Source organism: Bacillus sp. NPDC094077, from assembly GCF_050279465.1.
GTDB lineage: Bacteria > Bacillota > Bacilli > Bacillales > Bacillaceae_G > Bacillus_A.
Window position 1 is genome coordinate 585,549 of record NZ_JBNNUF010000001.1, and the last position, 24,544, is coordinate 610,092.

Below are 24,544 nucleotides of genomic sequence, written 5' to 3' on the forward strand. Positions count from 1 at the left end.
AACAAAAAGAAAATTTCTAACGTCTTCGCAATTATAATATATAGTATTCATTTTTTCCAAAAAAGGACAATGACTGCCTATATATTTCTTACTTAAGTAATGGCATTAATCCACTAGATCCTATTGTGATATGTTCACCATCTGTTTCCATTTCTACTGTACGTTTATTTGTTCCATATATCATTATACCATGCCGTTTCAATCGCCTTACTACACTTTGGTGAGGATGTCCATACGGATTGCTACTTCCGTACGACAGAATAGCGAACTGTGGTTCTACTTTTTTTATAAACGTTTCACTTGTTGAAGTATATGAGCCATGATGACCAACTTTTAGTACATCAGCATGTACATCAAATTGTTTTAATATTTCATGTTCCGTCCGTACATCCGCATCACCCATTAATAAAAAATCCGCTTTTCCATATCGAACCTTTAAAACGATTGAGGATTCATTATTTTCATCTTTTGATTTCCCATTGTTTAATACTTGTATAGAAACATACGGATCTAGCGGTATATATTTTCCTTCCTTTACTGAAACGAAAGGTATTCCCCTTTTCTTAATATTATTCCGATACGTATGATAAGTAAGAGAACTATATGTTTTTCCACTATCTAATATAAGTGATACTGGCATTTGTTCTACAATTGGAATTAGTCCTCCTATATGATCCATATCAGGATGCGTACTGACGATAACATCTAAATGATTAATCCCTTTCTCAATTAATTTCTGAATAATAACCTCGCCTGCTTCATAAGGTCCCCCATCAATTAACATTGTTTGTCCATTTGGCAATATGATGAGTGTCGCATCACCTTGCCCCACTTTTAAAAAACTCACTTTCATTTTACTAAGATGTTGCCGATGCATATGTAAAGGAGACGCAGTATGAATAGACATCATATACCTTTTAGCCGATGCGCTATTTAAAGAAAAGCATAACAAAACAGAAACTAATAATAGAATACTTCGCATACCTCTCATAACTCGTCTCCTTTTTTCATTTAGTATGGCACTGTAAATCATTGATATACAAAAAAAGCTTAGCAAAATGCTAAGCTTTTATTTCGATATCTCTTGTAAAGAACCGAAGAATAAATCTGCTTCATTCATTTGTTCACTCTCTTCAGAAAGTGGCGGTAAATCATCTAATGTTTTCAATCCAAATGTGTCCAAAAATTCTTTTGTCGTCCCATATAAAATAGGACGCCCTGGACCTTCTGCTCGTCCAGTTTCTTTTATAAGTAAGTGGGAAACTAACGTTTGTAGTGCCTTGTCCGTTTTCACCCCTCGAATCTCTTCCATTTCTGTCCTTGTAATCGGTTGACGATATGCAACGATCGCTAACGTTTCAAGTGCAGCTTGAGAGAGTGAGGCAGCTGTTGGGATATCTATTAATTTTTGATAGTACGCAGCATGTTCTTTCTTTGTAGCAAAGCGATATACTTTTGCATACTGTACAATTTGCAAACCACGATGTGCACCTTCACATTCTTTTTGCATTTCTTCTACAATACCTATTACTTCGTTTACTTCAATTTCAAGAACCTTCGCTATTTGTTCTGGATAAATCCCTTCATCGCCAGAAACAAACAAAATCCCTTCAATGATCGATTTTTGTTCTTTTCTATCCATTTTTCGAGCTCCTTCCTCCAATTTTCCAAGCAAAAATACACATCAAAAAAACCGAATCACAATCAATGCGTTCGGTTCAATATTTCTTTTCTTGTTCCAAACGATTCATTAAAACCTAACATGAGATAAAATATTTCTATCCCCTTATCCCCTACCAGCTCTATGCGGATTTATTAGAGCTTGATACGAAAATTTCATCAAAATTATGTTCTTGCTCAATGATGATTTCTTGATTTTTCATAAGCTCAAGAACGGCTAAAAATGTTACAACCAGTATTTCACGTTCTTCATCAGCAAACAAATCATAAAAACTTTGACGACCACCTTTTATGTCTAACTGCTTTAGAATATCAGTCATTCGCTGTTCAATTGGTATTTCTTGACGAGTAACACGTGTTGTTACAGGTTTATTTGCTTTTTTGCGGCGCAGTAATTTTTGAAATGCCGCTAGCATATCATATAACGTAACATCAAGAGGTAGACTTGTCTCCTCTTCTTGTTGCAACGATGTAAAATCAATTGGCGGACGTGTATATAGCTGTGCTCTTTCTTGTTCTCTTTCTTTTAACTCAGTAGCAACTTGCTTATATTTCTTATATTCAATTAACCTCTCCATCAATTCTTGGCGAGGATCATCTATAAAGTCATCACCGTTATCAATTACATCTTCTTCATGTTTCGGCAACAACATTTTACTTTTAATTTGCAATAAAGTTGCAGCCATTACTAAATATTCACTTGCAACATCTAATTGTAGTTCTTTCATCGTATGAACATAAGACAAATATTGTTCTGTAATATCCGCTACAGGAATATTATATATATCGATTTCATAACGATGTATTAAATGTAACAATAGATCTAAAGGCCCTTCAAAAGCCTCTACTTTAAAATTATACTGCACAAAGCATCCCACCACATTTTTTCTATAACAACATAAGTATAGAGCATACTCATGTTCTATCCAACCTTTTTAAGAAATTTAATTAAAAATAGACCTATGCCCATGTCATCATGCCCACCGCTTCATATGATAACAGTGTAGTAAGAACAATGTAGGAGGTCAAAAACTATGGGTCACGTTGATTGCGGTTTTAGCGGTGGGTTCGCATTACTTGTTGTACTGTTTATTTTACTAATTATTGTAGGAGCAGCTTGCTTCTGCTAATATGAACAATAAACGACTAGGGGAAATCCCCTAGTCGTTTATTGTTTATATTTCTATGATACACTTATATTTATAACCGTTAGATAGGAGCGAAAAAAAATGTATCCTACCGAGTACATACAATTTTTAATTCATTTTCACGGAGATTATGATTATTTCGAATGTCACGAAATACTAGAAGAATATTGGAAAACAAAACCTAGAGGAAATCGTGATAATTACTTAGTTGGTATTATTCAAATTGCAGTTTCCTTATACCATCAAAGACGCTCTAACTGGAATGGCGCTGAGAAGATGATGAAAAGTGCAATAACAATTTTAGAAAAGAAGAGTACACCTTTACGACAATTAGGGATAGATCAAACAAAACTTATTTTCTTACTCAACGAAAGATTGCAATCTATCCATAAAAAAGAAAGTTTTGCACCGTTATTTTTACCATTATCGGACACATCATTAGAACAGCACTGCATGCAGTTATGTCAAAAACAAAATCTTCCTTGGAAAGACGTAAATGCTACTCCTAGTGAATATATCATACACAAGCACACATTACGTGATCGAACAGAAGTCATCATTGAACGAAACAAACAACTACAAAAAAGAAAGCAGAGATAATAAACTACTTATCCCCGCTTTCATGAATGTATATTTTGTTCAAGCCCTTTACACTTTTCGCAAAAACTTGCTGTTTGCTCATTTCCGCAAATTGTAAAACCAAGAAATTTACTCTTTAACTCTTGAACCATCTTTGTCCCAATCCCCATATGACGGTGAGACGGGTTCACGCTCAAATGCTGAATTTCTAATACTTGATTCTCTTTCTTTACAATCCCCATTATTCCAACAAAATCTTCATTTTGCTTCCACAAATACAATTGCCAATCCTCTTTCGCTTCATACTCTTTCATTGTCAATTGTAATGTTTTCACATGTTTTTCAGTTGGCATAAACGAAAGAAGCCCCATTGCAATTTTTTCATAACTTTTTTTAAAACGAATTAACATGACCCTTATCCCTTCTTACAAAAGTTACAAACTATTAATCCCCTCAAACACTCTATTCATATCACATACATTTTACAATATTTTCAACAGAGTGAGAAGAGCCTAAAACAACTTGATAATCATACAAAGTGAAAAGAAGAAAGTCAAATACATGTTTCCGCACTATTTCGTTCTAAGTAGATTTTCAAAAAAAGAGACAATACTACATGAAAGTTAACAGAAACATGTGCTACTCATCACCGTAGAACAACGTAATTCTAGCAAAATTCATATAATAAAAATATTTTTTGACACATATAATCTATATGTATTCTATGTAATTTGCTAAAAGTTTGTTCTCCTAAGCACTATATTTTAGTAATAATCAAAGTGCTACTTGTACCATGTACTGTAGCGAAAATACCTATTCCTATTTTAAACATAAAAAAGAGAGCAAAAGCTCTCTTTTTTCATAACTTATTCTTCCCAAACTTTAACTTCTTTCATTACATCACCTTGACGCATGTTTAATACTGTTTCAATACCACTTGTTGCTTTACCGAATACAGTATGTACACCGTCTAAATGTGGTTGTGGCTCATGAACGATAAAAAATTGGCTACCACCTGTGTTACGGCCAGCATGAGCCATAGAAAGTGATCCCACAAGGTGTCTATGAGGGTTTTCATCAGTTTCACATGGAATAGAGTACCCAGGGCCGCCTGCACCTGTTCCTGTTGGGTCTCCGCCTTGACTAACGAAACCAGGAATAACACGGTGGAATGTTACACCGTCATAAAATCCTTGCTCTGCTAATTTTTTAAAGTTTTCTACTGTTTTCGGTGCTTCTTCTGGGAAAAATTCCAATTCGATTTTTTCACCATTTTCCATTAATATGTATCCTAAAGTTTTCATACGTATATGTCTCCTTTCAACTATCTCAGCACTATATTACCACATTCATGACTAGAAACAAAAAGAATCCGACAATCTGCATACTTCTTTTTTGAAATGTGGAAAAAGCTAGGTGACAAATAAAAAATATATACTATAATAACTGTGTTGCCCGAAAATTTTAGAAAGAGAAAGGGAGCGATTTTTCGTGAAAGCGAAATTACTAGCTCTGCTATTAGCTGTAACGGTGTTTATGATACCAACAGCTTCATTTGCAGACATCATTGAGGGAGAATCAATTGTTACACTAGGAGAAAACTTATCCGAACAACAAAAACAAGAGCTGTTAAAAGAAATGAAAGCACCGAAAGATGCTAGCATTATCACTGTATCTAATGCGGAAGAACATAAATTTTTAGAAGGAATTGTTCCAAAAGCACAAATTGGTACGAGAGCAATTTCCTCTTCTATGATTACATACACAAAACCAGGATCTGGTCTTATTGTACGATCAAAGAACATTAACTGGGTAACAGATGCAATGTACACAAACGCACTGATTACAGCAGGTGTAAAAGATGCGGAAATTCAAATTACTGCACCATTTAAAGTATCAGGAACTGCAGCCTTAACAGGATTAATGAAAGCATATGAAACTGCATCAAATAAGCAAATTCCTGAAGAAGTAAAAAAAGTAGCGAATGAAGAAATGGTACAAACAGCACAGCTTGGTGATAAAATCGGTGATGAAAAAGCAGTTCAACTTGTTGCAAAAATTAAAGAAGAAATTGCAAAAGAACAGCCAAAAACAACGGAAGATTTACGTTCATTAATTAAAAAAATTGCTGATCAACTCGGCATTACATTAACAGATGAACAGTTAGATAACTTAGTAGCGTTATTTGATAAAATGAAAAATCTTAATATCGATTGGAACCAGGTTGGTAGCCAATTAAACAAAGCAAAAGAACACGTTTCCGCCTTTTTAGGATCTGAAGAAGGTCAAAGTTTCCTAGATAAAGTAAAAGATTTCTTCTCAAGCATTATCGATTTTGTTAAATCACTATTTAAGTAAAAAGCTCGTCTTTGACGAGCTTTTTTCATTTCTTATTAACCATTCAGCTTAAACGAGTAATGGTAATTTCATAACCGCTTCTTCCACCGACCGAACAATATAGTTCGCCTTCTCCTTCACATACGGATGAGCGTGGTGAAGAGTAAATGAGTTCGGGGTTACTTCAAACATAGAAATATCATTAAAAGAATCTCCAATGCAAGCTACTTCATTCGCTTCAATTTGCAAATATTTCATTAATCGCTTTAGGGCACTCCCCTTACTTACCCCTCTTGGCATTATATCAACATAGCGTTTACCTGATATAAAGACTTCCGCTTCGCTATGAAACGTATCCCGTAACTCTTGGTCTAACGCCACAATTTTCTCTTCTTCTCCAAATACAAATAGTTTCGCAGGATGTACCGTTTTCCCAAATTCCTCTTCTAATTTTTCGATCTCAGCAATATGCACACCCATATACTCTTCAAAAGTATGATGATGCTCATTCTTCCTTTTTGTATATCGCTGTTCATTTGCACAAACGATATCCGCTAGCCCCTTTTTATGTATATATCGATATATTTCCTGGGCAACCCCATCTTCAAAATTCGACTCATGAAATACGTTTCCATCCGGTAGCAACATTGTTGCTCCATTTAAACCAGTTGTGTAATACGGGAATGCAAACCTTTTTACGACTTCATCAATTCGATGCGTAAAACGGCCAGAGGCAAAACAAATATTTGTCCCTTTTTCAGCTAGCCAACAAAGTGCACGTTCATCTTCTTTTTGCATATGACTCACATTGTAAACGAGCGTGTCATCTAAATCACTTACAAATAATTTAATCATGTCCTCTTCCCCTTTCATACACAATATCTACTCTAAGTGTACACAAAAAATGTTTGGTTTTTGTTAAAAAAACAATAAATTTTCGATAAAAAAATAAACGGGATTATAATCCCGTTTATTTTTGTCTTTTTACATTTTGAGGTCGTACAATACTTGGTCGTACTTTTAAACTAGACATCGTTGGACGGAGTAGAACCTTTGTTAATGCGCCCCAATCAAACGGTAAAAATGGCCATAAATATGGTGTTTGTAAACTTTTTATAGAAGTTAAAAATAAAATCAATATCGTCATTCCAATTACAAATCCCATCTCATGAAATAGCCCTGTCAAAATAATAACAAACAATTTTCCAACCTTATTTCCCAGTCCTAATTCATAACTTGGTGTTGCATATGCTCCAACCATCGAAACGGCTACATATAAAATAACTTCTGGCACAAACAAACCTACATCAATCGCTATTTGTCCAATTAATATAGCAGAAATTAACCCCGCTGCAGACGATAACGGTGTTGGAGTATGAATGGCAGCCATCCTTAAAAACTCAAGCCCAATTTCAGCCATCAAAACTTGTAATAAAATTGGTAAATGCGTCATTTTATTTGGACCAATAAAAGCAAGCTTTGCTGGTAAAAGAGTTGGATCAAATACAAAAACTAACCAAAACGGTAGTAAAAATAACGAAAATAATACACCTAAAAAACGTACCCAACGTAAAAATGTACCGACAGCTGGATTTTGTCTAAACTCTTCTGCATGCTGTAAATGGTGGAAATATGTTGTTGGAGTAATCATAGCACTTGGTGATGTATCAACAAGTACTAACACATGTCCTTCTAACAGATGATTCGCTGCTACATCTGGCCTTTCTGTATATCGAATAAGCGGGAATGGATTATAACCTTGTTTGACTACAAATTCTTCGATTGTTTTATCCGCCATCGTAACCCCATCTACTTCAATATTATTTAGCTCTTGCTTTATAATCTTTACTAAATCCGGATTTGCAACATCTTGTACATATGTAATACAAATATCAGTTTGTGATCTATCTCCCACTCGAATCATTTCGTTTCGAAGACGAGGATCTCGTATCCTTCTACGAATTAACGCTGTATTTACAACAATATTTTCAACAAATCCATCCCTTGCACCACGTACTACCTTTTCTGTATCTGGTTCTGTCGGTGTCCGCCCCGGGTAACTACGAACATCTATTGCAAATGCTTCCGTTTCACCTTCCACAAAGATAACAATAAGTCCTGATAATACTTGGAGCATTACATCATCCATCGTTTTTACTTTACTTACTTGTTGATGAATTAAACGATTCTCTAACAACTTCACTGTATCTTCTTCTACATCCCTTATTTCATTTGTATCCACCGCTTCTTCTAAAATAGGGATAATATAGTTCGTATCACAAAGCCCATTTACAAATAACACACCAATTTCTTTGTTTAAAATTTGAAATTTACGAATACCAACATCGTATGTGACACCCAATCCAACTGTTTGCTTTAAGTAATTTTCATTATCACTTAAAAAAGATGAAATCGGGATATTCATTTTTTTAGGCTTCGTCATAAAACCCACTCCTTTCCAAAATTAATTGAATTGCTTTTCTAGTAATTGGTGACCCTCTCTCCCATTCATCGTTTCCACACATCTTACCAATATCACCAATTCCAACAATAACCGGTACATTCAAATCATCTAAACAATAAATCGTATCCCCACTAATCCTGCCAATTTCACCATCTGGAAGTCCAAATTTATCGACACCGTATTCGGTTAAATTCCCATTCCGGTCCACACTTACATCTACACGTGCCCATTCCCAATGATGCGTATTAGACGCGACTGCTAAAATACCAAGTACATCAATTTGTTTATGTGTTGCTACATATTTTAAAGCCTTTTCACCAGATCCTTCTCCAATAAATCCGCTGTCATCAAACATGACAAATACAGGGTCATATGGCGTTTGCAGAATAAGCTCAACAACTTTCTTCCCTGTCAATTTGGTTGGATTACTTTGTGATGCTGAAATACACCTTCCCCCAAATTCCTTTGTTAAAAGCTCAATTGTTCGCTTTGCATATTCATCTCCATCTGTGACCAAAACAACCCTTCGTCTCATTTGATTTATCCTTTCGGTTTACATATAAGTGCTACAAAAAATGAAAATAATATCGCTGCTGAAATGCCCGCAGATGTTAAACTAAACATGCCAATGCCAATTCCTAAATATCCATGTTTTTCTGCCGCATGCATTGCTCCATGCAATAGTGAATGTCCAAAACTTGTAATAGGGACTGTCGCTCCAGCACCTGCAAACTTTATAAGCTTATCGTACAATCCGAAACCATCTAAAGTTGCCCCGATGACTACAAAAGTTGCCATTAAATGAGCTGGTGTTAACTTTGCGAAATCTAACAATACTTGTCCGATTACACAAATAGCTCCACCTACAAGAAATGCATATATAAAATCCACAATTCACTCTCCTCTCACTCTTTCAAATACAACACCGTGCGCGATTGTTGGAATCGTTTCCTTCTGTTGCATCATCATCGGGCTTAGTAATGCGCCAGTAGCAACGACAAAAATCCTTTGTAAATTCCCTTTTTGCATCTCGCGCAATAAATGACCATATGTGACAACAGCTGAACAAGCACAACCACTACCACCTGCAAACACTTCTTCTTGACTTGAATCGTAAATCATTAATCCACAATCATTATATATATGGCCGAGATCATAACCTTCTTCAAGTAAAAGCTGTTTCGCTATCGGTGTCCCAACAGCTGATAAATCACCAGTAACAATCAAATCATAATCAGCTGCACTTCTTTTTAAATCTTCAAAATGCTGCTGAATTGTATGAGCAGCGGCTGGCGCCATCGCTGATCCCATATCTAAAGGATTTGCAATTCCTAAATCTTGCACTGTTCCAATCGTAGCTGCCGTAATTTTAATTGCACTTTTTTCATTGCTAATTAATATGGATCCTGCACCTGTAACAGTTGAATTTGCTGTTCCTGGCTTTTGTCCTCCATACTCTGTTGGATAACGAAATTGCCTTTCAGCCGTTGCGTTATGACTACTTACCGTAGCTAAGACACGATTAGCAAATCCACCGTCTATAAAGGCTGATCCAATCGCTAAAGTCTCCATTGACGTCGCACAAGCGCTAAACATTCCTAAAAAAGGAATCCCCCACTTACGAGCAACATAATTTGCTGTTACTGTTTGATTTAATAAATCGCCAGCTAAAAAAAAATCAATTTGTGATGTTGTTATATTTCCTTTTTGCACCGCTTGTTGAATTGAGTCTGACATTAATCTTCGTTCTGCAAGTTCCCAATTTTCCTCTCCACAATGTAAGTCATCATATGAAATATCAAAATCTTTCCCAAGAGGGCCTTCAGCTTCTTTTGGACCGACAGCAGTACCTGTTGCATTTACGTAAATATCATTTTGAAATACCCACGTTTGTTTTCCTGTCAACCTCATACTCGCCCCTCCTTTAAGACATAAATATTTTAAAGGTATATCTTATTAACCCAATAATGTATGCACTAACGACTCCAAAAACGATAACACTTCCTGCAAGTTTAAACATGTTTGTAGCAATTCCAAGAACAATTCCTTCGCTCCGGTGCTCAAGCGCAGCGCTCGCCATAGAATTCGCAAATCCAGTAACTGGTACTGCCGATCCCGCTCCAGCAAACTGGCCGATTTTATCATATATACCGCACCCTGTTAAAATCGCCGATAATAAAACAAGAGTTGCAACTGTAGGGTTTCCTGCCTCTTGTTCACTAAAGTGAAAATAATGTATATAAAATTTCATCAACACTTCTCCGAACGTACAAATGAGTCCTCCTACCAAAAATGCCTTCACACAATTTAGCAAATAGCTTGGCTTTGGATGGTACTCTTTCACTTTATTTATGTAATCATCCTTCAATTTTCGTTGTGCCATTAATATATTGCCTCCTACTTTACGAAATAAATCCAGTGAAACAATGAGCCTATTACTTTTCCAAGTACAAGGGCAACGAGTAAAATAACAATTTTCCCCTCTACCCCAACTCGTTTCGCTAAAATAGGTAAAACGTTTAGCACTTCTGTCAATGCCGCAGCGAGCATTCCAATGAATGTGCCACAAAATAACCCTAATATTACGAGCCAATATTGTGACGTTTGAAGCGTAATATTTTTCAAACTACACCAAGCCCCTGTTAAAGTACCTGCAATGACAGCCCACTCAAAATATTGAATACGCTTTCCACTTCTCGTTAATTGAGCTAAACGAGGGATTATACCAAGCACAGCTAAAAATGCTACATATCCGCTACCTACCGCAATCCCGCCAGCTAAACCAATTAATATAACAAATCCACATTCAATCATCGGCAAGCTGTTTCGTATTATCTTTGTTCTCATGAACAATTACATATTGATCGAGCGACTGCTGATATTGAAACATCTCAACTTCTAACGGACTCGGCTCTTCATTAATTCGCTTTTGAAATACATGATTAAAAAATAAAACCATACCTAATCCAAGACCTACTGAATATGGAACTTGAAATAACAGTGGTTGTTCCTTAAACTCTCCAGTAATCATGTAATATAACCGTTGATGTACTTGTTGCATACTCACATCCTCATGGAAATATATTATTGCAAGGGCTGCTCCAACAAAAAGTAATAACCATACAAGTACGAAGAAAACCGGGTGCACTTTCTTTTTTTCATAAACAATTTCAACAAGAGTTTGTCCAGAACCGAGTAAATTAATTTGTATGTAGGCCACTTTTTGTTGAATAATCTCAATTACCTTCATAACATCAATCACAACATGCGTCTTATCATGTGCTGTTATTTTATAAACAATCTCATTTTGTAACGCTTCAACTACGTGAGACTCTCCAGCAAGCTGAGCAACATCGCTCAATTTTACTTCATACGAAGGAGAAACTTTTAAGCGGTTACGCATTTTAATATATATAGTTTTTTCCAATCTACATTCACCCCTTCACTCTTCCTCGTAGTTGTAGTATGGTTATTGGAATTTTTTCTAATACAATTTTTTCAAAAAAAACATCTGTACCATTTCGGTACAGATGTTTTTGAGCTAAGCCTTTTTCTTAAATAGATTTGCAATACTTAATGCGAGTCCTCCCCAAATAACTACCATTCCAATAACCATCATCATTATCGCTGATCCACTCATCATGAAACACCTCGATCTTTCCATTCTTTTTCAAGCTGGGCAGAGTCTGAATGTATTTGTGCATTCCATTTTTTCAGACTAATAACTAGTGCAACGATAAGGAATGCTGCTGCAATCGACCAACCATACGTTACTACAAACTCCGTTGGATAATCTTCGTAGTTCTTTTTAATATTTTGGATTGTACCATCAATTAACATATACCCTAACATAAGGGGGGTAATGACTAATAAACTCACTCTCCAAAACGTTCCTAACTTTATATCTGATACAAAGTTTGCATGATTTTGATAAATAGGTAGACGGCGCAAGATAAGGCCTATTGTAACTACTTCAGCTAGTGCAATTGTAATTAACCCAAAATTATTAGCGAAATAATCAACAACATCTAGGAACATCAGCCCACCACGTGTTGCGAAAACAAGAGAAACTAACACGAGAAGTGTTCCCATAATTCCAATCGTCTTTTGACGACTCAAGCTAAATTTTTCAGATACAGCAGCAAAACATACTTCAGCGAGGGAAATAAGTGACGTGATTCCAGCAACTGTTAACGATAAGAAAAATAATACGCCAAATAGCGATGACATTGGTAATTCGTTAATAATTTGTGGGAATACTACGAACGCAAGCCCTACGCCAGCACTCGCAACTTTATCAACTGGTACCCCCATGTTATTTGCCATAAATCCAAGAGCAGCAAAGACTCCAATCCCGGCTAATAACTCAAATCCTGAATTTGCAAACCCTGTAATAAAAGCATTATTTGTTGTATCTGAGTTTTTTGGTAAATAACTAGAATACGTAATCATAATTCCGAATGCTAAAGATAAACTAAAGAAAATTTGTCCATAAGCAGCAAGCCATACTTTCCCATCAAAAATACGACTCCAATCTGGTTTAAAGAATGCATCTAACCCTTGCATCGCACCTTCCATCGTCACTGCACGAACAACGATAATTAGAAACATAACAACTAGTAAAGGAATAAAAATGCGGTTAACAACTTCGATTCCTTTTTTAACGCCTTTGAATGCAACACCAAGCACAATAATCCAAACGAGAGCTAACGGAATTAATACTTCTGGCACAAGCCCCCCAAACTGTCCTGGCTTATCTGCAACATGTAAATATTCTTTAAATAAAAATGATTGCGTGTCTTTCCCCCATGCTCCAGTAATTGCAAAATACGTATACGAAATAGACCAAGCAATAATTACTGCATAATATGTTGAAACGATAAATGTTACACACATTTGCCACCATCCAATAAATTCAGCACGTGGATGAATACGGAAGAATGTAAGTGGTGCAGAACCACGATGACGATGCCCAAGAGCAAATTCGAATGCTAGCAATGAAATACCAGTCGTTAATAATGCGAATAAGTACGGTAAAAAGAATGCGCCTCCTCCATTTTCATACGCTGTATAAGGAAAACGCCATATGTTTCCTAATCCAACGGCAGAGCCGACCGCTGCGAAAATAAATCCAGCCCTCGTTCCCCATTGTTGCCTCGTTTCCATGTTTCCTTCCCCCTTTATGACAAGTTCATACTTGGATTATATTTTAAATTTACTAAATTATCAATAAATTCTGTTAATTTTTGCGGAAATTAACATTTTTCTCCCATTACAAACATAAAAAGATCGAATAGATAGTTATTCATCTATTCGATCTTTCATCTGTTTTAATATTTTCTTTTCAAGTCTTGAAACTTGCACTTGTGAAATACCAATGCGCTCCGCTACTTCTGATTGCGTTTGGTCTTTATAATAACGCAAGTACACAATTAAACGTTCTCGTTCATCCAATTCTCTAATTGCTTCTTTTAAAGCAATTTTATCAAACCATTTCGTTTCAGATTGATCTGCAATTTGATCTAAAATAGTAATTGGGTCTCCATCGTTTTCATACACAGTTTCATGTATAGATGAAGGTGCTCGACTCGCTTCTTGCGCCAAAACAACTTCTTCTGGCGTTAGTTCTAGCGCCTCTGCTACTTCATTTATCGTTGGGGCCCTTCCGAATTCTTTCGAAAGTTCGTCTCTCATCTTTCGAATTTTGTTTCCTGTTTCTTTTAAAGACCTACTTACTTTCACTGATCCATCGTCACGTAAAAATCGTTGTATTTCTCCAATAATCATGGGAACTGCATATGTTGAAAATTTCACGTCGAAAGATAAATCAAATTTATCTACCGATTTTAAGAGTCCAATACATCCAATTTGAAATAAGTCGTCTGGCTCGTATCCTCGATTAAGAAACCGCTGCACAACCGACCATACGAGACGCATATTACTTTGAACGATTGTATCCCTCGCTTGTTGATCTCCATCTTGACTTTTTTGAATTAACGCTTTTAGCTCGTGGTCCTTTAGCTGAGGTTTCTTCTTCTCATTTTTGACCTCTATGTCCATAGGCTATTCTCCTTAATTGCATAGAGCGTTACTATTTGATAAGTATTTTGTCAAATGGATTGTTGTCCCGAAAGATTCGTTTGAAATAACTTCTACTTCATCCATAAAATTTTCCATGATAGTAAATCCCATTCCGGAACGCTCTAATTCAGGTTTAGTTGTAAAAAGGGGTTGTCTCGCTTCATCTAAGTTAAAGATACCAATCCCTTCATCTCGAATCGTGAGTTTCACCATTGCTTCTTCCAAAATCACTGAAATATAAACAACACCTTCTGCATTTCCTTCGTACCCATGAATAATTGCATTTGTAACTGCTTCTGACACAACTGTTTTAATCTCTGTTAGTTCTTCCATCGTTGGGTCTAGTTGTGCAATAAAAGCAGCTACTGTAACGCGAGCGAATGATTCATTCTGACTTAACGCTGAAAATTGAAGGTTCATTTCATTTCTCATTTATGCCACCCCCAACGTCGCGAGCGCGTGCGCTTCACTTTCTTCTAAGCGAACAATTTTGAATAAGCCCGACATTTCAAACAAACGCTTAACAGGCGGTGAAATTGCACAAACAACCATTTCTCCACCTAATCCCTTAACATGTTTATATCGGCCTAATATAACACCTAAACCAGAACTATCCATAAATGATAAATTCTCTAGGCTCAAAACAATATGATGAACACCATGCGTCTCAATCATATCTGTTACTTTCGTTCGCAACTCTTCAGCAGTATGATGATCTAATTCACCCGCTAACCTCACACATAAGACGTCACGTTTTACCTCTAATTGCATGGAAAGACTCACACGATTTCCTCCTTATGCTCAAACTTTACTCATTCACATACATAAAGATTTTCGTGATACAAAATAAGAATCCTTCCTACTGACAAAAGAAGTACTATTTCGCCATAATGTGAAATCTTTCAGCAATTATTCCTGTACAAACAAGCAGAAAAGCGGCAAATTTCCCGCCGCTATTTTGATGTTGAAAACATCCCAAAACTTCTCTTAAATAACTCCCACCAGCTCGCTGCGTCAACATCTTCTTTTGCTACAATTGTTTGTTTTAATAAAATATCTTTATCCTTTTTAATGACAAGTGTACCAAGTGCATCACCTTTTTTAATCGGCGCTTTCACTTTCTTTTCAGCGATTACTTCTTGTTTTACTTTGTCCATATTTTCACCCTTCTTCATAAGAAGAGAAACATTATCTGATGCAACTAAATCTACTTTTTCTTTTTTCCCTTTTCCTACTTGGACAGTCTTAATTTTTTCGCCACGTGTATACAATTTCTTTGTCATATATTGTCCAAATGCATAGTCAAGAAGCTTCGTCACTTGATTGTTCCGTTCTTTTGATGTAGGTGCTCCCATAACAACTGAAATGACACGCATGCCATTTTTTTCAGCCGATGCTGTTAAACAATATTTTGCTTCTGTTGTAAAGCCCGTTTTCACACCATCTACACCAGGATAAAAACGTACTAACTTATTTGTATTAACGAGCCAAAACTTCTTATCCGTATCTTCACGTAAATAGTCTTCGTATTTACCTGTGTATTTGCGAATAAGTGGATACTTCATCAATTCTTTTGCCATTATAGCCATATCATTTGCTGTGGAATAATGATCTTTAGCCGGAAGACCTGTTGGGTTTTGAAAATGAGTATTTTTCAGTCCTAAATCTTTCGCTTTTTCGTTCATCATATTTACAAAACCTTCTTCTGAACCCGCGATATGCTCCGCCACTGCAACAGACGCATCATTTCCAGATGCAATTGCAATACCCTTTAGCATTTCATTTACAGTCATCTCTTCCCCAGGCTCTAAAAAGATTTGTGATCCACCCATTGAAGCTGCATGCTCACTCGCTCTAACTTTATCGGTCAGTTTTAGTTTTCCTTTTTCAACTTGTTCCATAATTAATAGCATTGTCATTATCTTTGTCATACTAGCAGGTGGTAACTTCTCATTTGGATTTTTCTCAAACAAAACTTTACCTGTATCTTGTTCAATTACGATTGCTGACGACGCTTGTTCCGCTAACTTCGGCGTTGTTTCTTCTGTTTTCTCCTGCTTCGTCTTCTCAGATTGTGCGAAACTAACTGAAGTACCAGAAAGCAATAACATGAAACAAACAAGTATTCCAAAAACTCGCTTCATGACTAACCCTCCATTCTATATCAGACCTATTTTTTCCAATTTATTATTTTTTAATACCATATTTTTCTAACATTTTCAGTTGACAAATACATTCACCACCTATATTGTATTAAGTGTATTACACACAGTAGTACACTTAATACATATTAGGAAGGAGACATTGCTCTTGCATATTCAACTTGATCCAAGAAGCAACACTCCGATATGGGAACAAATTGTTCAAAATATAAAAGAACTCGTATTGAAAAACATGCTAGCTCCAAGGGATAAACTTCCTTCGGTACGCGAGCTCGCTTCTTTACTCGTTATAAATCCAAACACCGTTAGTAAAGCGTATCAAGAATTAGAGCGACAAGGGATTATTGAAACATTACGAGGAAAAGGAACATTTGTATCCCAATCGATTACTCCAACATTAGACGAAAGGAAAATCGCTATGGTTGAAAAGCAATTTCATCAATTATTACTAGAAGCCTCTTATCTTGGGATTACGAAAGATAAAATTCACGATTGGATAGATTCATACTACAAAGAGATTGGAGGAAATACAGATGCTGAAAGTGACAAGCTTGAAGAAAACAATTGATAATCAAACAATTTTAGACGATGTTTCTTTCACATTACAAAAAGGTAGTATCGTCGGATTACTCGGAAGAAACGGCGCGGGGAAAACAACTTTATTACGAACAATGGTCGGTATTTTAGACCCAGATTCAGGAACTGTTACATGTGAGGATACGGATATTCATCAGCATCCTGAGATTAAGCAAAAGCTCGTGTATGTTCCGGATTCTACTAATATACTGAACGGATATACAGTAAAAGAAATTGTAAAGTTTTATAAAGCTGTTTATACAGCGTTTGATGAACAATATTTCTATGAATTATTAGAGCGGTTCAACTTACCAAATAAACGAATTCGTAGTTATTCAAAAGGCATGAAAGCGCTGCTTGCGATCATTTTAGCTGTTGCTGCAAAAGCAGAATATATCATTTTAGATGAGCCGACGAATGGGCTTGATCCTATCGTTAAAAGACAGATTTTGCAGTTTCTCGTTGGAGAAGTTGCAGAAAAAGAGATCACCATTTTCATCTCAACTCATCATTTAGATGAAGTTGAACAAATTGCAGATACAATCATTATATTAAAAGGCCATACCGTATCTTCTATTACATCACTAGACGATGCAAAATCACGATTTGCAAAAATACAAGTTGCTTACGAGCGATCACTACCTCAAAAACTAGAAAACTTAAGTAATATTAAAATACTAAACCAAACAGGAAAAGTGTATACAATCTTAATTGAGGGAAATGTAGCTACAACACTGGAGAAGTTTTATAAAGAGCAACCAATACTCATTGAAGAATTAACAATGTCGCTTGAAGATGTTTTCGTTACGACACTGGAGGAGGATGGGTATGTTTCATAAGGCGTTGTGGATGTGGAATTGGAAACGCGGGAAATATGCTGCGTTACTCTTTTTCTTGAGTACACTTTACTATTTATCTTTCAGATACTATAGAGAAGCTCAACTACAACTTGCTAAATATTATAATTTGCAAGAAAAAGGAACTTTCGATTATTATTACGCATTTAGGTCAAATGATAGTAGTTTTTTGTTTACTATTCTTATTATTTTTTTAGCGTGTCTATTAATAGGGTGGGAACGTAGCAACCAATCTATTACTTCACTTATGGGAATGCCTTTTAAACGAAAAGATGTTTTCTTATCTAAATGGACTTTCGGTTCATTCTGTATTATAGGCTCATTCCTTATAAATTGGATTCTTATGTATTTTATTTATAGAACTACAATTCATTTTGATTATCAATCATTTGGACCATTTCATCGATACTTTCTTTATGCTATTGTTTCGTATGTTGCAGTCTATACAGCTGCCTTATGTATCGGTACTTTTACTGGTGGTATCGTTTCACAAATCGTTTTTTGTATACCTTGGTTACTAATGGGATTTACATTTATTTCATTACTATACAATTTCACAATCAATTCTCTAGATATTACATATAAGAATGACCGCCAATTATATGCAAGTATTTCGGAAATTAATAAAAAAACAAATACCGTTGCACCGATAGATAATTTTTCTATTAGTTACTACTATAATCCGGAAAGAAATGAGGAAGCAGCTGATTCATCGCATTTAAAAGGTCCAGAATTCCATATTTATTATTCAGCTAAATCAATGCTAGTTCCTATTTTTTACACTATATTCTATTTACTTATTGGCACATATTTATACAAGCGATCGCCAATTGAAAATAGCCAAAAAATATTTATTTTTCAAAAACATTTACGAATATGGATATGGATAGTGACAATCTATTTTGCATTACTAGGTAGCTATAAATTACCTCTATTTAATTTCTTATTTAATCCGTATACCAGTATGTGTTTCGCCGGAATCATCACTTATTTCGTACTAAAGCGCCTTACAAATTATAAAGTCTTTTAAAGGAGAGATCCTATGTTTCAAAAAGCATTATGGCTAAGGACGTATCAACAAAGTAAATATATGGTCTGGTTATTTTGGTTCGTTAGCTTCTACAATTTGTCATACAAATACTATATGGCAGCTATTGAACAACAACACTTGTTAGAGATGCAAAAAGAAGGGGACTATATATATCACTACCGGTTTGATTTATTACTTATGGATCCTGTCATCTTTCAAGGTGTTGCACTTATCATTCTGGCCTGTACGTTAATCGGCTGGGAAAGGCAAAATAACTCCATTGATTTTCTTTGGTCTATGCCTTTTAAACGTTCACACCTTTTTATGACAAAATGGTTGTTTGGCATTTGTAACATTGTAGCAGCTGTCAGTATAAACTGGGGACTATTTGCTATTATGAAAAACATGACTTTTCATAATAAATACCAAGTATTTTCTCCATTTCATTCTTATTTTATATACATGTTAATTGTATTAATTGCTATTTATACACTTGCCTTATGTATAGGAACAATCACTGGGAATATTATCTCGCAGGGACTTCTCACTGCATCTATATTCATGTTCCCATTGCTACTTCCATCTCTTATCTCAGGAGTCATTGCTATTCACTCAAATATAGATTTTCATGAAAACAATGGAAATATGAACCGCATTTTGGAAAACGTCCGTATTTCTGGTCCAGCAGAAGATTTTCGCATTAGATTTGATTATGATCCACAAAGTGCCTATACCGATCCTGATGGAGTGCGTCATAATGAACCAAACTTTACAAAAATCCCTTCAGCAAAATTATTGATTGCACCTATTACACATATCATTATTTTGTTACCGTTCGGTATGTATTTATATGTTCGTTCAGTAAATGAGCGAAACGGTAGCTTCTTACTTTATCCGAAGTTACAAAAAATAGTTATGAGCTTTGTTATTTTCTTTATAGGAATAGTTGGTGGTTTAGTCTTAAGGGGAGACAAATCATTACTTAATTTTTACATCGGATTTTTTGGAACAAGCTTAATTAGCTATTTTCTTCTATCCAAACTATTAAAATGGAAGTTCTCTTGGAGCGCTAAATAAACTTAACATTATCGTAATTTTGCTATAGGAGGGATTACATGTTTCATACAGCTTTATGGCTATATCATTATAAGCAAAGCAAGTACATTCTTTTACTCTTTGCTTGTAGTAGTTTTTGGTTTTTACCTATTAGCTACTTTAATGATTTACAGGTTCAACCAAACGAAGATGGCTATTTCTACTATAGTTTAAATGGGGATACTCTTATCATTCCCTTCATTCCAATTTTTATATTACTTGCCTGTTCATTAATCAGTTGGGAAAGGCAAAATCAAACAGACTATCTGTTATTTGCAATGCCATTCACGAGAAAAGAGCTTTTTCTTTCTAAGTGGCTGTTCGGGACAATCGCAATTATATTCATAATGAGTCTTAATGCCATCTTAATGTATTTCATCCTAAAGATTAATCTTTTTAACCAATACCAATCTTTTGGGCCAATGGGTACATTATTATGTTACGTTACCATTACATGGATTGCGATTTTTACAATAGCTATTTTTATCGGAACAATTGCTGGCAATGTCATTTCGCATAGTATGTTAAGCTTAATTTTCATCATATTACCATATGGAATAAGCGTGTTACTGTTTCATTTTGCTTGGATTCACACAAATGTATCTACAACTGAATTTTTCTTTAAGAAAACGAATTATGCATCATATATAGAAAACATTGAAGTTTTTGCACCTACTAATAATACTTATATATCTTATACATTTAATCCCAAAGTAAAAGAAGTAGACATTAATAATTTAAAAGAATCCGTTAAGGAGCACCATCAATTCGCGCCCATCTGGAAGATTCTCACTCCAATTCTTTATATTCTCATTCTTTTACCATTAGGAGTATTTTTATATGATCGGACTCCAAATGAAAATAACGGTAAAATATTATTATTCACTAAACTACATGGTTTATTTATACCATGTGCTACAATATGTTTTGCCTTATTAGGAGGCCGGATAACAGGTGGAAAAAATGATCCTCTATTAAGTTATTACGCCGGATTCATAATAATAGGATTATTTAGCTATGTAATACTTAACTATTTGATAAATAAAAAATTTTTACTTCATACTAAATAGCCTCCTTCAAAAGGAGGCTATTTCACATTCTCTCTTCTTTTCCCATATTCCTTTTCTTGCCTTGTTCCAAATCCATCACCATTTGCTACGATTTGATCTGTTGGAGCAACTATACTTTCAGCAATTCTCCATTCTCCTCCTTGTTGAATAAACACTTGCATAAAATAATTCATTCCATTTAATTGGTACGGATTCTCTTTTTTCACTTCATAACGCGCTGCAACATAATACACTTGAACATTCTCAGCCTCAAACTTAGAAATGTATTGAGATAGTCTTGGAATATACTGTGAAGCTTTATGAAGTGGAAGTTGTTTTACTTTTACAAGAGAAGATTTTGTCACGTTGCTTATCGTATCTTCATGCCGAACGTCATCGCTATGATGAAATAAAATTGCATTTTGCATAGAGCGAATCCATAGTTTCGAATATAAAACAAGTTGCTTATTTGAAATATGTTGTAATTCTTTTTGAACGACTTGTATTGGCGTTGCAGCATCCACAAATTTATTAAAGGAGAAAACACTTCCAATCATAATGAGAAGCGTAAAAATACGTTTCATAATTTTCCCTCCGATTCTTTTTAATTAAAGTATCGGAGTTTCAAAATGTTTTTATTCAAAAGAAAAAGGATAGGAAAGCTTTGCTTCCTATCCTCATTTATTATAATACGCGGCCAAATAGCTCTAATACCATTTCTATTTCTTGGTCGCTCCAACCTTTAAATTTCTCTTTATAGTATTCCTTACGCACAGCTTCAAGTTTTTCAGTTACTTCTCTTCCGTGCTCTGTAATTTCTAAATACACGATACGACGGTCTGAATTTGAACGCTTTCTTTCTACAAACCCTTTTCGTACGAGACGATCTGTAACAGCTGTAATATGACTGGAGGTTACGTTTACTTCACTCGCAATTTGCGAAGCCATCTGTGGACTGTTTAAAAATAACGCACGTAATACAGAAAATTCATTATATGGCATATGTTCTGCAAAGCGTGTATTAATATCATTTTGTAATAAACGTATCATCTTTCGAAATGATGCGGATAAATCTAAAATCAGCGTTTCTCTTTTTTCGTTCACTAGCCTCGTCCCTTTTTTATCATATTTACACATATTATAATCTATAAATACCTATGTTGTATATGCTTTCTTTCCTCAACATTCTCATTTATGTAACTTTTTTCATACAATTTTCTTTTTTGTTCACACATATACATATAAAGTGAAACTTTAATCAGTAGGGAGATGTCCATCCCCCACTGATTATTAGTTGAATCAATCGGGCATTTACGGGCAGTCTTACTGCCCGTAAATGCGGGATAAAAAGGATGGTGATGGAAAATGCAAGGTGGAATGAATCCTTATTTACATAATATACGCACCATTAACAATGGGAAAGAACCTACTATTACAGTGCAAGGTGAAGGTGTAGTAAAAGCAAAACCAAATATTGTTATATTAACAATCGGAATTCGAACAGATCATAAAAATGTAAAACAAGCGCAAGAAGAAAATGCAGTGCAATCAAGACAATTACTTGATGCACTCAAACAACTAGGCATTGCCGATAAAGATATAGAAACTATTTCTTATACGATTACTCCTCAATATGAATATGTAAATGATAAAGCATTGTTGCAGGGCTACCGTGTGGAGCATTTGTATGAAATTACCGTTTTAAATGTACAAAAAGCAGGGGAAGTATATGATATAGCCGTTTCAAATGGTGCAAACGTAGCAAAAGGGTTACGTTTTCGCATATCTCATCCAAATAAGTATTATGAGCAAGCTCTCATTCAAGCTCTGCAACAAGCAGTAGAAAAAGCTCGTACAATTGCGAGTACATACAATTTAAATATTAATCCTGTTCCACTCTCACTCGTTGAAGAATCTGCCCAATTACCAAGAGAAATTACATCTTATGCTACTTTGCATGCACAAGCAGCCCCGCCAATTCAATCGGGAGAATTAGAAATCATTTCAACTATACGGGCAATTTTTACGTATCTATAAATAATTTCATTTATAAGTAAACGTTATCATTTTCGTTGTTGTAAAAACATGATGTTCTGATATAATAAAGGACGGTGAGCTCTTACAAAAGAGATATCACGGGTGGGAGAGGGATATGAAAAAGAAGGTTTAACATGAAAGGAATACTTGAAAAAACATTTAAATTAGGTTTACACGAAACATCACCAAAACAAGAAATTTTAGCTGGAGTTACGTCATTTTTCACGATCGTATATATTATGATTGTAAATGCGTCAATCTTATCAGATGCTGGCATTCCTCTTGAAGCTGGAATTTTAGCAACTGTTTTTAGTTCATTTGTCGGATGTCTGCTCATGGCGTTTTGGGCAAATGCGCCTGCTATTCTTGTCCCTGGTATGGGTGTAAATGCATTCTTCACGTACACAGCTGTGCATACGCTCGGGTTAACTTGGCAAGAAGCATTAGCTGCTGTCTTTATCTCTGGTATTATTTTTGCAATTGCCGCTTTTACACCAATCGCTCGCGTGCTATCAGTATCGATTCCAAAGTCACTAAAGGAAGCTATTACTGTCGGCATCGGATTGTTTTTAGCATTTATCGGATTGCAAAAAGGTGGTTTAGTCGTTTCGAATCCAAATACTGCTGTTGCAATGGGGAAACTAAGTAATCCTGTCGTTCTTGCGACATTGCTTACTCTTATCATTGCACTTGTATTATTTATTCGTAACGTACGTGGAAACTTTTTATGGACGATTGCAATAGGAACTGGTATCGCATGGCTATTTGGTCTTGTAGATACGAGTCAAGTGGGAAATAGTTCATTCTCATTCGCTAATTACGGCGATGTGTTTGGAGCTATGTCATTTGGGAAGCTTTCTTCCTTACCATTTTGGATTGCAACATTCTCCTTAAGCATGGTGCTTATTTTTGAGAACATGGGACTATTGCACGGTTTATTAGAAGATGACCGTAAATTCCCACGTGCTTACCAAGCCAATGCAATTTCAGCAATGACATGTGGTCTATTTGGCACAAGCCCTACCGTTTCAACAGTAGAGAGTGCCGCGGGTATTACTGCAGGCGGTAAGACAGGTCTGACGTCTATCGTTACAGGGTTGTTATTCTTCGCATCACTGTTCGCACTTCCGTTTGTCAAACTAATTCCTGATAGTGCCATTGCACCAATCTTAATTATTATTGGCGGCCTGATGATTACAAGTATTCAACAAATTCCTCTGAACGACTTTTCAGAAGGATTTCCAGCATTCCTAATTATCGTCATGATCCCGCTCACATATAGTATCGCTGATGGCATTGCGTTCGGATTTATTGCTTATCCTATTTTAAAAGTTGCTCTTGGAAAGCGTAAAGAAGTCGCGCCATCTATGTATATCATTACATGCTTATTCTTAGCCATGTTTGTATTACATGCTATTAGTTAAGTAAACACCGAGGTAAATGCCTCGG

At 35.5% G+C, this 24,544-nt stretch carries 31 protein-coding genes; 10 read left to right on the forward strand and 21 right to left on the reverse strand.

Annotated elements, in window-relative coordinates:
* Positions 1-88 precede the first annotated feature (88 nt).
* The 3 genes from ACQKNR_RS02925 to scpA form a co-directional block, all read right to left on the reverse strand.
* Positions 89-991, reverse strand: coding sequence for a ComEC/Rec2 family competence protein (locus ACQKNR_RS02925; RefSeq protein ID WP_427315218.1), 903 nt, complete (start codon positions 989-991; stop codon positions 89-91).
* A gap of 78 nt (positions 992-1,069) precedes the next feature.
* Entirely contained in the window at positions 1,070-1,642 is a 573-nt protein-coding gene (scpB, locus tag ACQKNR_RS02930) for a segregation/condensation protein ScpB (RefSeq protein ID WP_427315220.1), read from the reverse strand.
* A gap of 160 nt (positions 1,643-1,802) precedes the next feature.
* Positions 1,803-2,546, reverse strand: coding sequence for a segregation/condensation protein A (scpA, locus tag ACQKNR_RS02935; protein ID WP_427315222.1), 744 nt, complete (start codon positions 2,544-2,546; stop codon positions 1,803-1,805).
* Between the two features lie 168 nt (positions 2,547-2,714).
* Between scpA and ACQKNR_RS02940 the strand changes: the two genes are divergently transcribed.
* Both ACQKNR_RS02940 and ACQKNR_RS02945 read left to right on the forward strand, forming a co-directional pair.
* Positions 2,715-2,810, forward strand: coding sequence for a YjcZ family sporulation protein (locus tag ACQKNR_RS02940; RefSeq protein ID WP_000510194.1), 96 nt, complete (start codon positions 2,715-2,717; stop codon positions 2,808-2,810).
* 99 nt (positions 2,811-2,909) lie between these two features.
* Positions 2,910-3,428, forward strand: coding sequence for a DUF309 domain-containing protein (locus ACQKNR_RS02945; protein ID WP_427315224.1), 519 nt, complete (start codon positions 2,910-2,912; stop codon positions 3,426-3,428).
* Positions 3,429-3,448: 20 nt separating this feature from the next.
* On the opposite strand, the gene ribT is transcribed toward ACQKNR_RS02945, so the two are convergent.
* Both ribT and ACQKNR_RS02955 read right to left on the reverse strand, forming a co-directional pair.
* Entirely contained in the window at positions 3,449-3,817 is a 369-nt protein-coding gene (gene ribT / locus ACQKNR_RS02950; protein WP_427315226.1) for a GNAT family N-acetyltransferase RibT, read from the reverse strand.
* Between the two features lie 456 nt (positions 3,818-4,273).
* On the reverse strand, positions 4,274-4,711 hold the full coding sequence (locus tag ACQKNR_RS02955; protein ID WP_427315228.1) for a peptidylprolyl isomerase: 438 nt from the start codon (positions 4,709-4,711) through the stop codon (positions 4,274-4,276).
* Positions 4,712-4,898: 187 nt separating this feature from the next.
* Between ACQKNR_RS02955 and ACQKNR_RS02960 the strand changes: the two genes are divergently transcribed.
* Positions 4,899-5,765, forward strand: coding sequence for a DUF1002 domain-containing protein (locus ACQKNR_RS02960; protein WP_427315230.1), 867 nt, complete (start codon positions 4,899-4,901; stop codon positions 5,763-5,765).
* Between the two features lie 48 nt (positions 5,766-5,813).
* On the opposite strand, the gene ACQKNR_RS02965 is transcribed toward ACQKNR_RS02960, so the two are convergent.
* The 14 genes from ACQKNR_RS02965 to dacF form a co-directional block, all read right to left on the reverse strand.
* The gene (locus ACQKNR_RS02965) at positions 5,814-6,617 is read right to left on the reverse strand and encodes a Cof-type HAD-IIB family hydrolase (protein ID WP_427315231.1); all 804 of its coding nucleotides are present in this window, start codon (positions 6,615-6,617) and stop codon (positions 5,814-5,816) included.
* 97 nt (positions 6,618-6,714) lie between these two features.
* On the reverse strand, positions 6,715-8,187 hold the full coding sequence (gene spoVAF, locus ACQKNR_RS02970; RefSeq protein ID WP_427315233.1) for a spore germination protein SpoVAF: 1,473 nt from the start codon (positions 8,185-8,187) through the stop codon (positions 6,715-6,717).
* A complete protein-coding gene (locus ACQKNR_RS02975) occupies positions 8,174-8,743 on the reverse strand; it encodes a stage V sporulation protein AE (RefSeq protein WP_427315235.1) in 570 nt (189 codons plus the stop codon). The genes spoVAF and ACQKNR_RS02975 overlap by 14 nt, the downstream gene beginning before the upstream one ends.
* A gap of 5 nt (positions 8,744-8,748) precedes the next feature.
* Positions 8,749-9,099, reverse strand: coding sequence for a stage V sporulation protein AE (gene spoVAE / locus ACQKNR_RS02980; protein ID WP_193410182.1), 351 nt, complete (start codon positions 9,097-9,099; stop codon positions 8,749-8,751).
* Positions 9,100-9,102: 3 nt separating this feature from the next.
* Positions 9,103-10,119, reverse strand: coding sequence for a stage V sporulation protein AD (gene spoVAD, locus ACQKNR_RS02985; protein WP_427315237.1), 1,017 nt, complete (start codon positions 10,117-10,119; stop codon positions 9,103-9,105).
* Positions 10,120-10,132: 13 nt separating this feature from the next.
* A complete protein-coding gene (spoVAC, locus tag ACQKNR_RS02990) occupies positions 10,133-10,591 on the reverse strand; it encodes a stage V sporulation protein AC (protein ID WP_427315239.1) in 459 nt (152 codons plus the stop codon).
* A 14-nt stretch (positions 10,592-10,605) separates the two neighbouring features.
* Complete coding sequence (gene spoVAB / locus ACQKNR_RS02995) at positions 10,606-11,022, reverse strand: stage V sporulation protein SpoVAB (RefSeq protein WP_427315241.1); 417 nt, start codon at positions 11,020-11,022, stop codon at positions 10,606-10,608.
* The gene (locus ACQKNR_RS03000; protein WP_427315243.1) at positions 11,015-11,635 is read right to left on the reverse strand and encodes a stage V sporulation protein AA; all 621 of its coding nucleotides are present in this window, start codon (positions 11,633-11,635) and stop codon (positions 11,015-11,017) included. Before ACQKNR_RS03000 ends, spoVAB begins: the two co-directional genes overlap by 8 nt.
* A gap of 114 nt (positions 11,636-11,749) precedes the next feature.
* A complete protein-coding gene (locus tag ACQKNR_RS03005; RefSeq protein WP_000016829.1) occupies positions 11,750-11,848 on the reverse strand; it encodes a methionine/alanine import family NSS transporter small subunit in 99 nt (32 codons plus the stop codon).
* Positions 11,848-13,374: a sodium-dependent transporter gene (locus ACQKNR_RS03010; protein ID WP_427315245.1), complete on the reverse strand. Its 1,527-nt coding sequence runs from the start codon at positions 13,372-13,374 to the stop codon at positions 11,848-11,850. Before ACQKNR_RS03010 ends, ACQKNR_RS03005 begins: the two co-directional genes overlap by 1 nt.
* A gap of 135 nt (positions 13,375-13,509) precedes the next feature.
* The gene (sigF, locus tag ACQKNR_RS03015) at positions 13,510-14,268 is read right to left on the reverse strand and encodes an RNA polymerase sporulation sigma factor SigF (RefSeq protein WP_000350729.1); all 759 of its coding nucleotides are present in this window, start codon (positions 14,266-14,268) and stop codon (positions 13,510-13,512) included.
* Positions 14,269-14,280: 12 nt separating this feature from the next.
* A complete protein-coding gene (gene spoIIAB / locus ACQKNR_RS03020; protein WP_001243400.1) occupies positions 14,281-14,721 on the reverse strand; it encodes an anti-sigma F factor in 441 nt (146 codons plus the stop codon).
* Positions 14,722-15,072, reverse strand: a complete 351-nt coding sequence (gene spoIIAA / locus ACQKNR_RS03025) for an anti-sigma F factor antagonist (protein ID WP_000059133.1) — start codon at positions 15,070-15,072, stop codon at positions 14,722-14,724. It lies immediately after the preceding gene.
* A gap of 170 nt (positions 15,073-15,242) precedes the next feature.
* Positions 15,243-16,433, reverse strand: a complete 1,191-nt coding sequence (gene dacF, locus ACQKNR_RS03030; RefSeq protein ID WP_427315247.1) for a serine-type D-Ala-D-Ala carboxypeptidase DacF — start codon at positions 16,431-16,433, stop codon at positions 15,243-15,245.
* A 166-nt stretch (positions 16,434-16,599) separates the two neighbouring features.
* Between dacF and ACQKNR_RS03035 the strand changes: the two genes are divergently transcribed.
* Genes ACQKNR_RS03035 through ACQKNR_RS03055 form a run of 5 tightly spaced genes read left to right on the forward strand, consistent with a single transcriptional unit; the run spans position 16,600 to position 21,079 of the window.
* Positions 16,600-17,019: a GntR family transcriptional regulator gene (locus ACQKNR_RS03035; protein WP_427315249.1), complete on the forward strand. Its 420-nt coding sequence runs from the start codon at positions 16,600-16,602 to the stop codon at positions 17,017-17,019.
* Positions 16,985-17,866, forward strand: coding sequence for an ABC transporter ATP-binding protein (locus tag ACQKNR_RS03040; protein WP_427315251.1), 882 nt, complete (start codon positions 16,985-16,987; stop codon positions 17,864-17,866). The genes ACQKNR_RS03035 and ACQKNR_RS03040 overlap by 35 nt, the downstream gene beginning before the upstream one ends.
* Entirely contained in the window at positions 17,856-18,914 is a 1,059-nt protein-coding gene (locus tag ACQKNR_RS03045; RefSeq protein WP_427315253.1) for an ABC transporter permease subunit, read from the forward strand. The genes ACQKNR_RS03040 and ACQKNR_RS03045 overlap by 11 nt, the downstream gene beginning before the upstream one ends.
* A 12-nt stretch (positions 18,915-18,926) precedes the next feature.
* Positions 18,927-19,991, forward strand: a complete 1,065-nt coding sequence (locus ACQKNR_RS03050) for an ABC transporter permease subunit (RefSeq protein WP_427315255.1) — start codon at positions 18,927-18,929, stop codon at positions 19,989-19,991.
* Positions 19,992-20,029: 38 nt separating this feature from the next.
* A complete protein-coding gene (locus ACQKNR_RS03055; RefSeq protein ID WP_427315257.1) occupies positions 20,030-21,079 on the forward strand; it encodes an ABC transporter permease in 1,050 nt (349 codons plus the stop codon).
* Between the two features lie 17 nt (positions 21,080-21,096).
* Here ACQKNR_RS03055 and ACQKNR_RS03060 read toward each other — a convergent pair whose 3' ends face one another.
* Both ACQKNR_RS03060 and ACQKNR_RS03065 read right to left on the reverse strand, forming a co-directional pair.
* The gene (locus ACQKNR_RS03060; RefSeq protein ID WP_427315259.1) at positions 21,097-21,642 is read right to left on the reverse strand and encodes a hypothetical protein; all 546 of its coding nucleotides are present in this window, start codon (positions 21,640-21,642) and stop codon (positions 21,097-21,099) included.
* 100 nt (positions 21,643-21,742) lie between these two features.
* The gene (locus tag ACQKNR_RS03065) at positions 21,743-22,162 is read right to left on the reverse strand and encodes a MarR family winged helix-turn-helix transcriptional regulator (protein WP_427315261.1); all 420 of its coding nucleotides are present in this window, start codon (positions 22,160-22,162) and stop codon (positions 21,743-21,745) included.
* A gap of 261 nt (positions 22,163-22,423) precedes the next feature.
* Here ACQKNR_RS03065 and ACQKNR_RS03070 point away from each other — a divergent pair, with 261 nt between their 5' ends.
* Together ACQKNR_RS03070 and ACQKNR_RS03075 are read left to right on the forward strand one after the other, a co-directional pair.
* Positions 22,424-23,095: an SIMPL domain-containing protein gene (locus ACQKNR_RS03070; RefSeq protein WP_427315263.1), complete on the forward strand. Its 672-nt coding sequence runs from the start codon at positions 22,424-22,426 to the stop codon at positions 23,093-23,095.
* Positions 23,096-23,229: 134 nt separating this feature from the next.
* The gene (locus ACQKNR_RS03075; protein ID WP_427315265.1) at positions 23,230-24,519 is read left to right on the forward strand and encodes an NCS2 family permease; all 1,290 of its coding nucleotides are present in this window, start codon (positions 23,230-23,232) and stop codon (positions 24,517-24,519) included.
* Positions 24,520-24,544 lie beyond the last annotated feature (25 nt).